Annotated in this window: 12 protein-coding genes, 1 tRNA gene, 3 pseudogenes and 1 riboswitch; of the genes and pseudogenes, 9 read left to right on the top strand and 7 right to left on the bottom strand. The window is 48.6% G+C overall.

Translation table 11 applies throughout. From position 1 onward, the window contains the following. The first annotated feature begins 40 nt into the window (after nt 1-40). Nucleotides 41-541: a GNAT family N-acetyltransferase gene (locus DXH47_RS04665; RefSeq protein ID WP_129032029.1), complete on the top strand. Its 501-nt coding sequence runs from the start codon at nt 41-43 to the stop codon at nt 539-541. Between the two features lie 262 nt (nt 542-803). After that, nucleotides 804-1,031 (top strand): annotated as a pseudogene (locus tag DXH47_RS11830) (transposase); the annotation flags it as partial. 188 nt (nt 1,032-1,219) lie between these two features. Here the strand turns inward: DXH47_RS11830 and DXH47_RS04660 are convergent. The 6 genes from DXH47_RS04660 to DXH47_RS11625 all read right to left on the bottom strand — a co-directional run bounded on the left by DXH47_RS04660 (nt 1,220) and on the right by DXH47_RS11625 (nt 5,861). After that, nucleotides 1,220-1,292, bottom strand: a tRNA-Ala gene (locus DXH47_RS04660). A gap of 169 nt (nt 1,293-1,461) precedes the next feature. Next, entirely contained in the window at nt 1,462-1,833 is a 372-nt protein-coding gene (locus DXH47_RS04655) for a hypothetical protein (protein WP_129032027.1), read from the bottom strand. Between the two features lie 13 nt (nt 1,834-1,846). Further along, nucleotides 1,847-3,061 (bottom strand): ABC transporter permease, encoded by a 1,215-nt coding sequence (locus DXH47_RS04650; RefSeq protein ID WP_129032025.1) that lies wholly within the window; start codon nt 3,059-3,061, stop codon nt 1,847-1,849. Next, nucleotides 3,054-3,950 carry an ABC transporter ATP-binding protein gene (locus DXH47_RS04645; protein ID WP_129032023.1) on the bottom strand — a complete coding sequence of 299 codons (897 nt, stop codon included), beginning with the start codon at nt 3,948-3,950 and terminating at the stop codon, nt 3,054-3,056. Before DXH47_RS04645 ends, DXH47_RS04650 begins: the two co-directional genes overlap by 8 nt. Nucleotides 3,951-4,047: 97 nt before the next feature. Continuing rightward, complete coding sequence (locus DXH47_RS04640) at nt 4,048-5,352, bottom strand: nucleobase:cation symporter-2 family protein (protein WP_225423502.1); 1,305 nt, start codon at nt 5,350-5,352, stop codon at nt 4,048-4,050. 204 nt (nt 5,353-5,556) lie between these two features. Beyond that, a riboswitch (purine riboswitch) is annotated at nt 5,557-5,655 on the bottom strand. Nucleotides 5,656-5,702: 47 nt separating this feature from the next. Continuing rightward, nucleotides 5,703-5,861: a hypothetical protein gene (locus DXH47_RS11625; protein ID WP_170954948.1), complete on the bottom strand. Its 159-nt coding sequence runs from the start codon at nt 5,859-5,861 to the stop codon at nt 5,703-5,705. A gap of 79 nt (nt 5,862-5,940) precedes the next feature. Here DXH47_RS11625 and DXH47_RS04635 point away from each other — a divergent pair, with 79 nt between their 5' ends. The 4 genes from DXH47_RS04635 (at nt 5,941) to DXH47_RS04620 (ending at nt 9,294) form a co-directional block, all read left to right on the top strand. After that, nucleotides 5,941-6,915, top strand: a complete 975-nt coding sequence (locus DXH47_RS04635; protein ID WP_129032020.1) for an asparaginase — start codon at nt 5,941-5,943, stop codon at nt 6,913-6,915. 83 nt (nt 6,916-6,998) lie between these two features. Beyond that, a complete protein-coding gene (locus tag DXH47_RS04630; protein ID WP_129032018.1) occupies nt 6,999-8,162 on the top strand; it encodes a hypothetical protein in 1,164 nt (387 codons plus the stop codon). A gap of 22 nt (nt 8,163-8,184) precedes the next feature. Continuing rightward, nucleotides 8,185-8,532: a hypothetical protein gene (locus tag DXH47_RS04625; RefSeq protein WP_129032016.1), complete on the top strand. Its 348-nt coding sequence runs from the start codon at nt 8,185-8,187 to the stop codon at nt 8,530-8,532. A gap of 243 nt (nt 8,533-8,775) precedes the next feature. Next, nucleotides 8,776-9,294, top strand: coding sequence for an O-acetyl-ADP-ribose deacetylase (locus tag DXH47_RS04620; protein WP_129032014.1), 519 nt, complete (start codon nt 8,776-8,778; stop codon nt 9,292-9,294). Nucleotides 9,295-9,360: 66 nt separating this feature from the next. Here the strand turns inward: DXH47_RS04620 and DXH47_RS04615 are convergent. Next, nucleotides 9,361-9,627: pseudogene (locus DXH47_RS04615) on the bottom strand (transposase). Nucleotides 9,628-9,887: 260 nt separating this feature from the next. Here DXH47_RS04615 and DXH47_RS04610 point away from each other — a divergent pair. From DXH47_RS04610 to DXH47_RS04600, 3 genes and pseudogenes are all read left to right on the top strand, one after another. Next, entirely contained in the window at nt 9,888-10,346 is a 459-nt protein-coding gene (locus DXH47_RS04610; protein ID WP_129032010.1) for a hypothetical protein, read from the top strand. A 244-nt stretch (nt 10,347-10,590) separates the two neighbouring features. After that, nucleotides 10,591-11,290, top strand: a pseudogene (locus tag DXH47_RS12070) (helix-turn-helix domain-containing protein). A gap of 115 nt (nt 11,291-11,405) precedes the next feature. Further along, the gene (locus tag DXH47_RS04600) at nt 11,406-12,170 is read left to right on the top strand and encodes an IS3 family transposase (RefSeq protein ID WP_233449190.1); all 765 of its coding nucleotides are present in this window, start codon (nt 11,406-11,408) and stop codon (nt 12,168-12,170) included. Nucleotides 12,171-12,296: the final 126 nt, after the last annotated feature.

Here is a 12,296-nt window from a genome sequence, read left to right as displayed (position 1 = left end):
AGTTAGGCTATAATAAAAACTTATAAGGAAGTGACGCAAGATGGACCTGACGTTTAAAACGGCACAGCGGGCGGACCTCCCGCGTATCGTTGCAATTTATAATGACAGTATTCCTGGACGACTAGCTACCGCTGATACTCGACCGGTTCAGGTAGCGGACCGCGAAGCCTGGTTTGCGGCCTTTGATCCCGCTAGCCGCCCGATTTGGGTGGTAAAAGTTGGTCAACAGATTGCGGGCTGGGTCAGCCTGGAATCCTTTTATGGGCGCCCAGCGTATTATCAGACGGCGGAGATCAGCCTGTACATCGACCCAGCTTTTCATCACCAGGGTTTGGGCCAACACGCGTTGGACTTTGTGACGGCGCAGTTACCCCGGTTAGGTCTCAAAACCATCGTGGCCTATGTCTTTAGTCACAATGCCCCTAGTCAGGGACTATTCGTTAAAAATGGGTTTGCGTGGTGGGGGCATTTACCTGACGTGGCAGTCCTTGACGGGCAGCTGCGAAGCTTAGATATCTTGGGCCGACGGTTTGAGGCCTAAGTGGTATTGCGGATAAGGTGATCAGCCACGTTAATCCTCAGTTTATGGTCCCAAAGGACAGGGCGCAAGCAATTGGCATTTAATCAATTCGAGCCTTCAATCAATTCTACACGCAACGGTGGCAATGGTTCACGGCTCACCATTTAGATACGCCAGTGACCTTACTGGGGGGGTGAGCCCAATTGAGACTGATGGGGACTTCTGCAAGCTAAAGCAGTTGACTGACCTCAAGAGAGGGCAGTCAACTGCTTTTAACGTTACCCTTAAGAATATAAGTTCTCAGCTTGATGCAACGCACGAAACGTTTACCAAGAACCGTCAATTAATTAAAAATATAACCAGTAGTTCACTCTTAAACGGCTCAATTGAGGGAACTAAGCACAAATTAAACGAACAGCATATGGTTATCGTAACTGGCGAAACTTTATTTACCGTGATTCAAATCGAATTTAAAATCAGAATAAAGAAAAGGAACCCAATTCGAAAGTGAATTGAATTCCGAGCAACCTCCTCATCAACAACGGTTGACAAAGAGTCGTATAAAAAAACTCACCGACTATATCAGCCGATGAGTTCAACGCCCCTGTAAGTTTATTTATTTCTCAGCATCCCTAAAAATCAAGAATGCTGTAACAACAGTATTTTAAGCGACTATTTCTATCTCTAAACAATCAAAAATGGACCCTACCGGATTTGAACCGACGACCTCCTGCATGCGAAGCAGGCGCTCTCCCAGCTGAGCTAAGGGCCCGAAAAACTTACGTGTCTAATTATAGCACTTCCATGCAAAATGTGAATATCGAATTTGAAAATTTTTGTTATAGCTTCCATTAGGTGAATTGCCAAACGAAAGCACCTCGGTGACACCAGGCATTTTGCCTGCGTTACCGGAGTGCTTTTAATTAGTTGATGGATGGCGCTTAGTGTCGACTACTGCGGTGAGTGCCCGAGCCATGATCCTTGACTACGTGGCGCTTGAACTTGGGACCCGTTGCGTCGGGCACAAACTTGAAGTGGCGCAGACGTCCCGGATAGGGTTGCCCGGTCAGCCGCACCTGTGTCCAGCGCTGCATGGCTTGAGCCATGTCTTGCGTGGCGGTGACTAAATCGGCGCGGTGTTCCGCTTTAGCGGCGGCCGGCAAGTCGCTGGTCAAACGGCCCAATAACTTTTGATGGTAATCGAAGAGCTCCTGGGTCAACGGCGCGTTGCGGTAGCTGTTGAATAATTTTTGGACTTCCGTCAGGGCGTCGGTGACGTCACTGGGTTGATAATAACGGTCTTTTTCCGCCATAGTGACTTCCTTTCTAGTGGTGGTGCTTGAAGAGGTGTTGCCAAACGCTGTGACTGTCGGTCTGCAACATCAACTTCTGGTATCGCCGTCCAATATACTCGGCTAGCAGGATCACCGTCAAGAGGGCCAGGGCCAGCGAAATCCATTGAGTTTCGAGACTGACCGTGCCGTTGATGATTCGCAGGGGCATAAAGTACGACGACAGAAATGGGATATACGACATGATTTTGACCGGTAGCGCGTCCAGATTGTTTTGGAAGGGGAAGGTGGCGAAGAAACCGACCATCCCTAGTAACGTAATCGGTTGGGCGGCCTTCGAGGCGTCCTCGGCTTTGGCGACTACGGCCCCGCTGTAGGCGGCGACCAGGGTAAAGAGAATCACCCCGAGCAACAGGTACAGCAAATTCAGGTTCAACAGGTTGTGAATCACGGTCGAAATCAACGTGCGGTACTGCTCCCACATGGCGTGGAAGTGCGGCTGGCTGAGGGCCCAACTGTAAATCGCCCAACCACCCAACAGGTAGATCACGATTTGGGTCAGAATCATCAGGAGAATCCCAGTGATCTTGCCCACGAAGTAGCTAACGGCCGTGGTACTCGAGAAGATAATCTCCATAATCTTAGTGCCCTTGTCCGATGCAATCTCCTGGGCAGTGATCGAAGCATAGGTAATCAAGATGATGTAAATCAACGTGACGATCAACCAAAACGAAATCATTTTAGCCGTATTAGCGGCCCCGGTCTTTTTGGCGATGAGCTGTTTGAGTTGTGGGGCCTGTTGTAGGGCCTGCTGTTGTTTGGGCGTCAACTGGGCCTGCTGGTAATTTTGTCGTTGTTGGGCCTGCGTGAGATAATTTTGAATTTGCGCCTTAACGCCACTGTCTAACGACTGGTTCCAGTGAAAGTCGGCGCGTACCTGATGACCGGCTTGGGTGAGGACCAGATAGCCCGCCAAATGGTTTTTGTGGAGCGCTTGTTTCGCGGCAGGGACCGTTTTGATGGTCGACTCGATATTAGAGGGGTGACTGGCCAGGAAGTTTTGGCGCAGTTGCGGGGTGGGGGAAACGACTGCGACCTTGGTACTGCTAGCGTTGCTTTGGGAACTAACGTAGGTGATTCCTAAGACCAGCCCCAGCATCACGAAAGGGCCTAAAATCATGAACAGAAAACTCCACGATTTGACCTGGCGGAGGTAGGTCTCACAGGTCACAATCCAAGTCTTACGCATCGGCTTCACCCACTTTCAAGCGGAAAATCTCATCGAGAGTTGGCGGTTGTTGGCTGAATTCTTCGATGTATTCGCCGTGCGTGAGGGCTTGGAAAATGGCGCGGCCCGCGTTGGCGTCGGCCAAGTGAAGGCGATACTGGCCCGGTTGGCGGGGGATGACCTTGAGTACGCCTGGCAATTGTGCCAATTTATCGGGTGACCAGGGCGTCGTCACGAACAATTCGGTCTTGTCAAATTGACTGCGGACTTCCTGCAAGGTGCCGTGGAGCACCACGTGGCCGGTCCGTAACATGACGAGACTATCGCAAACTTCGGTGACGTTTTCCATATTGTGACTGGAAAAGATGATGGCGGCGCCCCGTTGCTTGGCATCTAGGATGGCCTGTTCTAGCAAATCGGCGTTGACTGGGTCTAAGCCGCTAAACGGCTCGTCTAAAATTAGCAGGTCCGGGCGGTGAATCAGGGTGCAGATCAGTTGGACCTTCTGCTGATTACCCTTGGACAAGTCGCTGATTTTACTTTTGCGGGTGCCCTTGACCGCGAATTTTGCCAACCAGTCATCGATTTGTGGTCGAATGTCCTTAGCATGTTGCCCTTTGAGCCGGGCGAGATATATGATTTGTTGTTCGATAGTCAGTTTGGCCATTAGGCTCCGCTCTTCTGGCAGATAGCCAATGTGGTCGAAGTCCTTGGTGGACAAGGGATGCCCTTGCCAGGTGATGTGGCCCCCATAGGTGATAAAGTTGAGGATACTATGAAAAGTGGTGGATTTACCAGCCCCGTTTTGGCCGATCAGCCCCACGATTTGACCATTGGCAACGTCAAAACTAACGTCGCTTAAGGCCTGCACGTCCCCGAACTGTTTTTCGATGTGCTGAATGCTTAACATGTTGGCGCTCCCCTCTGAAGTAGTAAGTTCCATTATACGTGAGTTGGGGGCGTAAAAAAAGCCGTTAGCCCGGGTTGGCGCTAACGACTTGAAGTGATTATTTGTCTTGAGGAGCTTGGGCGTCACTGTTGACTTGCGCCTGTGCCGGTTGCGTGACCCGGTGGGGCCGCATGTTGAAGATGACGTTTAAGATGACCGCGGAGAAACTCCCGATGACCACACCATTGTTCATGATGATTTGGACGGTTTGGGGCAGGTCTTGGAAGATTTGTGGGTAGACGGTCACGCCGAGACCCAGACCAATGGAGATGGCGGAGACCAGCAGGTTGTTGTTGTCCTTAAAGTCGACTTGTTGGAGCATCCGGATCCCTTGGACCCCGACCATCCCGAACATGACGATCATGGCACCACCTAAGACGGGGTCGGGGATGACCGTAGCCAGCGCGCCAATCTTAGGTAAGAGGCCTAAAATCAGCAAGAAGAGGGCGGAAAAGTAAATCGGCTTACGGGTCTTGATACCAGAAAGTTGAACCACGCCGACGTTTTCGGAGAAGGTCGAGTACGGGAAGGTGTTGAAGAGGCCACCTAAGATGACGGCAATCCCTTCGGCGCGGTACCCGCGTTTTAAGTCGTCTTCCTCAATCTTACGGCCGGTGAATTCACCTAAGGCGAAGAAGACCCCGGTCGATTCGACCATGGTGGTCAAGGAGACCAGAATCATGGTGACGATAGACGACCATTCGAACTTGGGCGTTCCAAAGTAGAAGAATTGTGGGAGGTGTAACCAACTGGCTTGACCAACTGAACTTAAGGAGACCATGCCCATCCAACCGGCAATCAGGGTCCCGAGTAAGATTCCGAGTAAGATGGAAAGGGACTTTAGAAAGCCCTTAGCAAAGGCGTTCAGTCCCAAAATGATGGCCATCGTCAGAAAGCCGATCAACAGAAACTTCACATCGCCAAAGTCTTTGGCCGTAGCACTTCCGCCACCAAGGTCTTCGAACCCAACGGGAATCAAGGTGAACCCGATGATGGTAATCAACGACCCCGTGACGACCGGCGGGAAAAGTTTCTTGATTTTCGAGAACCACCCGGCAATCAGAAAGACGAAGATGCCGGCCCCGATGATGGCCCCGTACATGGTACCAACACCGTAATTTTTCCCAATGGCACTCAAGGGAGTGACGGCTTGGACCGCACACCCTAAGACGACGGGCAGCGCAATCCCGGTCAATGGGGTGCGCTTGAGTTGTAGGAGCGTTGCCACCCCACACATGAAGATGTCCGCACTGATCAGATAGGCCATCTGAGCGGCCGTAAAATGTAATGCACCCCCGATTAATAGGGGAACCAGGACGTCACCGGAATACATGGCTAATAAATGCTGAAATCCAAGAATCATGGCTTGCCAAGTCGAGGTTTCCTGACTTGACTTCTTCGGTGTAGATACTGGTGTTGCGGACTTTGTGGACTGCAAAGAAACTTCCTCCTTACGGCAATTGCCTAGCGTGATAAGGGGGAAGTTCATGAAAACAAAAAGACACCCTTTGCAAAAAGAGCGTCTTGAAAGTTCTGCCGACGAACACTTTTCATCGGCAAAAAGAGTTCGGGGCCTCAATTTGCTTATAGTCTAGAATTTACGGTTCTAGGTAGAAACTTGCCACCCTTATCATGGCATTATATAGGCAATTACATGTTTTAATTAGAATAGTGACTACTCTAACACGAAGTTATGAAAAAAACAATACAGTTTCATTTATGAATGCGGTGCCATAAACGACGACAAATACCGCTAAACCATTCCAATAGCGGTCCCCAGTCGGCGATGCCGCCGGAGGAACTGTATTTTTTGGGGTGAACGTCCACCCCCGGGTGATAGTAGCCGTCTGGTTTTTTTGAGTTAGGTGTCATGGTCTTGGCCTCCCTTACTCAAATTTTAACGCATTTGCGGTACAATATGGATACCATTTGATGAGAAGGGAAGCTAACTATGAAGAAAATTTTAGCCATCCATACCGGAGGCACGATTTCGATGTCGCAAAATAGTCGTGGTGAGGTGGTGCCCAACGCCAAGAACCCGATTGCCCAGGAAGCCACTATCCTAGAGGGGCGCGTTCAACTGATTACGGACGAGCTGTTCAACCTGCCATCGCCGCACATGACCCCAACGCAGATGTTGCAGGTCAAGCAGCGCATCGTGAAAGCCGAAGCGGCGGGCATCGACGGGGTGGTCATCACCCACGGGACCGATACTCTGGAAGAAACGGCCTACTTCTTGGACCTGACCTTGCCGAGCAAGATTCCGGTCGTGGTGACCGGCGCTATGCGCTCGTCTAACGAGATTGGCTCCGACGGGGTACATAATTTCCGCTCCGCCATTCAGGTCGCCGCGGCCGACGAGTCGCAGGGCAAGGGGGTGTTGGTCGTGATGAACGATGAGATTCATACGGCTCGTTACATCACCAAAACTCATACCACCAACGTGGCAACGTTTCGGACCCCGACCTTTGGCCCCATCGGGTTGGTGGTCAAGGACCGGCCAACTTACTTTCAACAATTGATTCACCAGGGGGTCTGCGACCTAGATCACGTGGTCGACCACGTTTACTTATTGAAGGCCTTTGCGGGGATGGATGGCACTTTGTTCGACGCGCTGAACAACGACCAAACGGCCGGTTTAGTTGTGGAAGGCTTGGGAGTGGGAAACTTACCCCCACAGACTTTACCGGCAGTTCAACGCCTGTTAGATCGTCATATTCCAATCGTGTTGGTCTCGCGGTGTTACAACGGGGTAGCTGAAGATATTTACGATTACCAGGGCGGTGGCATCGAGTTGCGGAAGATGGGGCTGATGCTCTGCCAGGGTTTGAACGGTCAAAAGGCCCGCATCAAGTTGTTGGTCGGACTTAGTGCCGGATTACCACAGGACGCGTTGCAAGAATTTTTAAAGACAGCCGTATCTTAGTCTCAAAAACGGTCATGACAAGCTATTTTGGACAATATATGGTAGAATTTTCAAAATAGCAGAAATAAAGGGGGCCGTTTAAAATGAATTCGATTGTTAATGATTTAAACCGGGCGCTCGCCCAACGGCTCTTGGTCAATGTTTATCAGACCAATCAGGACGTTGTCTATACCGGCTACGTCACCGTAGTGTCTAAGCAGGGGATTATCCTGGCCACCTATGATGATTATGGGTTGCCGGACGGCGCCGTGTTCTTGGCCTTAGAGGTCATTGACGAGGTCGAGTTTTCCAGTGACGATTTGGACAACATGGCATTTCGAATCAAAACCGCTCGAGACGAGCAGTTCGTACAGTCTGAAGGCCTGACCATGCAGTTCGATAGTCAACGGGATCTTCGGCGGCAAGTGCTGAGCCACGCTTGGGTCGACCGGTTAGTGGTGATGTTGGTGTTGACCAACGATACCCACTTTTATGAGGGCCTGGTGACCGGTGTGACGGCAGACCAGGTGACCGTGCAAATCTTAAATAAATTTGATTATACTGACCGACCGCAACGGAATTTGTCTCCGGACGACATTGAAGTCATCGAATTTCAGGGACAAGAGTTGTCATTGCAGAGTTTAGCCGCGCCACGGTTACAACAGTTGACGCACGTCGCTCCGGTGACGCTCACGGCACCACAGGCGATGCGACAGCAATTGGACCAGTTGGCGGGGAAGAACGCGTTGATTGCCCTCGTGCCCGACCACGACCGGGACTTGTTTTTCGTGGGCCGGGTCAACACGGTCACATCCAACGCGGTCATCTTGAACCTAGTGGACATGACCGGCCAGTTCGGCGGGTATACGGTGATGCGGTTGCGTGAGTTGCACGCAGTGGTCCTCAAATCGGATTACCTGCAAACCATGCGTTTATTTACGTTATTGAACCGGGCGAACCAGCACCGGTTGCAACCCGTATTGAACGATGAGCGGTTGTTTGATGCCACGGTCGACCAGTTCAAGGCCCGCTTGATGCAGGCCGCGACTTTCCATACCGTGACTCGCTTGAAGATGCACGATGGGCAGACCCTTCTAGGCTATCCCAGTCAGGTGGGGGCTCAACGGACCATTTTCCACGAAATCGAAGAAGGTCAGTTGGATCAAGTAGGACAAGTTTACCAAATCAACGCGATTGATGAACTCGCCTTCGGGTACTTGGATGCCTATTTGACTGAGCGGCAGTTGAAGGTTGAAGGCGACCTCTGATGGGAGTAAAGGAGTGAGCATGATGCGGTTTAAAAGTTGGCCACGATGGCTGCGGGATACCTGTAGCGTTGTGGGGGCGATGTCTTTGGTCTTGATTGGATATGACCTGTTCGTGGCGACGCACGTCGTATGGTGGCAAGTGCCATTACAGATCATCGTGGCCTTTATTGCCGTGGGCTTGTGGAGTCGGTATAGTTACCAGCGCCAGGCTGCACAACAAAAGAAGGCCCAACTGGCCCAACAACAGGCCGAACTAGCCGCTCAACAGCGGTTAGCGGGTCAACAACAAGCCCGAGCGACGCGGGAACGCAACCGCCAACGCAATCAGCAGCATCGGCAAGTTCAGGAAAGGACGCAACATGACGACTAAGCTACAATTTTGCCCTCACTGCGGGGCGCCGGTGACGGACTAAGACACGACTTGTCCGCAGTGTCACACGGACTTACAGGCCTTCCGTGCGCCCAGTGCGGCACCAGACGACCAGAAGTTGAACCTCAACGCGTTGTACGCCAACCCTTATAAAGAGGGCATGAAGCGGCTCAAACGGCGAGGAAAGGCTGAAACCGCCCCTAAACGGAGGTGGCATTGGCCCTGGTCAAAGAGGTGAGTAAATTGGCAAAGTTTCAAGTGATTCAAGGCGATATCACGCAAAGTCACGCGGATGCCATCGTCAATGCGGCCAACACCACGTTATTGGGTGGCGGTGGTGTCGACGGGGCGATTCACCGTGCGGCGGGGCCCAAGCTCCTAGCGGCTTGTATTCCGTTGAATGAATGCGCCACGGGTGAAGCCAAGGTGACCCCCGGATTCGACTTAGCGGCCAAGTGGGTCATCCACACGCCGGGACCGGTATGGCACGGCGGCATGAACGGGGAAGCCGACCTGCTGGCAAACTCGTACCGCAATAGTCTCGAGTTGGCGGCCCAAAAGGGGTGTCAGACAATCGACTTTCCGTCGATCAGTACTGGTGTCTACGGCTATCCGTTAACGCAAGCAGCGGCAGTGGCTGTCAAGGTGATTGGCACCTGGTTAGCGGCTCACCCCAAAGCAACGGTGCGGTTGGTGGCCTTCGATGCCACCACGGCAGCGGCCTATTCGGCGGCTTGGACGGCCCAATACCCGGTGCACTAAAGGAAAAGAGACGAAAAACGGCTCTTTGTCAGCCGGTGTTGATGAGGCGTGTTACTGGAATCCAATTCATTTTCGAATTGGGTTCCTTTTCTTTATTCTGATTTTAAATTCGATTTGAATGCGGTAAATAAAATATTACCAATTACGATAACCATATGCCGTTCGTTTAATCTGTTTGATTTTGCGATTAATTCCTTTAATTGGGCCATTTGAAAATGAAGAGTTATGTTGCATTATTTTTGTTTTTGTCAGTTGTTTATGTTTGGCTAAATTGTTGACCGGTGGAGGCGGTTGATGCTGGTTATTCACAAAAGAAAAGAGGGAATTTGCCATTTGCTCCATGTTCCTGTATGGTGTACTAAGTATTTGTTAATCAAATGTATTTACATAGTGGGGAAGTCTTTTGAAAAAATTGTTCTTTTTAGTTCTATACTCGGGGTAGGATTATTTTTGGTAGTGCAGGAGTCGTTAATGTTTCAGCAAATTCTACAACGAGTCAAATATCTGATAATGTAAACACATCAGTGGGATCAAATTCGGATACGGATGTTGATGGATCAGAGACCAATAATGATTCGTCAGTTCAATACAACGTGGGCACTGTTGAAGATGCTATTGAAGAGGCACAAAATTCCAATGAGAGTGTATATTCTGATCCTTCGGGTATTATGCTGTTTTCTTCTGCTCATTTGAACAGCCTTGCAGCTTACAAAAAAGCGGGTTATAAGCATATCACATACAGTAAATGGACGGGTACTCACAATTTTGCAAGTACCAGGGCTAGCCGAATGGCAACATGGGCAATTGAACAGTTGGCAGGTTTTATTCCAGGTTGGCAAGCGAAGACGGTACTAGGTATATATGATGCTGTGCAAGCCTTTGGGTCACAGAAAGCTGAGGTCTGGCCAACTTATAATTTGCGCTTAATTTCGGCAACTGCACCGCGTGGAAATCGCGCTATTATTGGGCAAGCATCTGTAGTGAAATATTATTCAAATAGTAAGCGTACGCATTTAAAGAAAACTATTCATAGAACTAACTGGGTAGGGTAAAGGAGTAATATGAGAACTGATACTATTTTCTCGATAATCTACTTTGCATTATTTACTGTTTTTTACTTTATTGGGATATCAAAATTTTTTGTAATTGTCTATTTGATTTTTGGAATTGTGGGTTTCATATACTTTGATAACTATGAAAAAAAGAAACGAAGAAAATAGAGGTATGGGGGATATACTCCTCTTTGGGTAGACAAGCAAATAATCAAAGCTTGCCTACCTAAAGAGGAGTTTTTCTATGGGTAAAAAAGGTTCCCGCTATACAATTGAAAAGAAGTTATTTTACATTGGTCTAGTTGTTCAAGGAATGGCTCCTTATGCCATTCAAAGGCAATATGGAATTGCACATAGTCAAGTAAGCCAATGGGTAAAAAATTATAAACTACGAGGAATCAACGGCCTACGGCCTCGATCCATGAGAAAGTATCCAAGCAATTTAAAATAGTTCTAGAGTACCTAGAAGGACACACTTCTTATCCTCGATTGTGCACCAAATATAATATTCCTAACGTTAGCACTATCTATCAATGGGTTCATCAGTATACTAGTGGTAAGCAACTCACTACTAAGAGCGTGAAACCAGTGAAAAATGGTCGAAAAACAACACAGCTGGAACGTGTAGAAATTGTTCAATGGATTATAGCAAACGAGATGGATTACTCGCGGGCTATGAGCAAGTACGATGTATCTATGGTCAAGTTTACTCGTGGACTCGTAAGTTTAAGCAAGGTGGACCTGAGGCTCTTGCCGATCGTCGTGGTAAAAGAAAGACTATACATGACCAGCTTACAGATGACGAGAAGCGTGACCTGGAGGTCAAGCTTCTAAAGGCTCGAATTGAACATTTATCGACAGAGAATGCAATACTAAAAAAGCTCCAAGAATTGAAAAGGTTGGATGCCACTCACAACAAATCTACAAAACAATCCAAACGTTAGCGACTACGATTAATCCTGATACGAATCGAGTTTACGGAATTAGTTTTATGTGTCGTTTTATGAAAGTCTCACGCGCTGCGTACTATAGATACATCGAACCCCGAGTAAACGTGCTTTGGAAAATAAAGAAATATTGAAGTATGTTAAAGCTATCGAAGAGAAAAACAAGTACACCCTTGGTGTAAAAAGATTAATGATGAACCTTCATTACGATACAGCATATCGAACTAGTGCTGGAAAAATGCGACGAATCATGCATGACAATGGCATCGTAGCTTCAATTCGTGTAGCAAAATGTGATCGAAAAGCCCAGCATAAAGAGCACATCAGCAATAACCTACTCCTTACAGACAAAGGACATAATTTTAAACCAGACGAGCCGAACCAAGTCTGGGTAACTGATTGTACAGAGTTACATTTTGGTTGGAAATTCGGTGAACATCTGAGACTTAGTGCGATTAAAGGCCTAAACGACCATAGTATCATTGCTTGGGACATTGAAGAGACTGAGACAGCCGAGTTAGTGACTCGAACGTTTGATAAGGCATTAGCAATAAGCAATGGTGTAAAACCAACGGTTTTACACTCAGATCAAGGATCAAGCTATACATCTGGGGTATTTAACGACCATCTAGCTAGCAATGGGGTTAAGCACAGTATGTCACGTCCAGGAACTCCGGGGGATAACAGTCCTATGGAAAGCTTCTGGAGTCATATGAAAACAGAGTTTTTCAATTTTCACCATGCATTAAATCGAGAAGAAATGGTTCAACTTATCGAAAAATGTATCAATTGGTATAACTACAAACGCCGTCAAGAAACACTAAATGGCATGACCCCGAAAGAATTTCGGAATCATGCCATTCTAAAAACTGCATAGCTATTTTAATTATTTGAACTGTCTACTTGACTCGGAGCAGTCCCTTTTGTCCATCAACACCAAATATCATAGAGCCGTAATTATTTACCAAAGAAATGTATTTTGATAAAAATACCGACTGATATA

This window comes from Levilactobacillus suantsaii, from assembly GCF_004115745.1.
Classification (GTDB): domain Bacteria; phylum Bacillota; class Bacilli; order Lactobacillales; family Lactobacillaceae; genus Levilactobacillus; species Levilactobacillus suantsaii.
The sequence above is the reverse complement of the archived record's forward strand: the minus strand, read 5'-3'. Positions and strand labels throughout refer to the sequence as shown.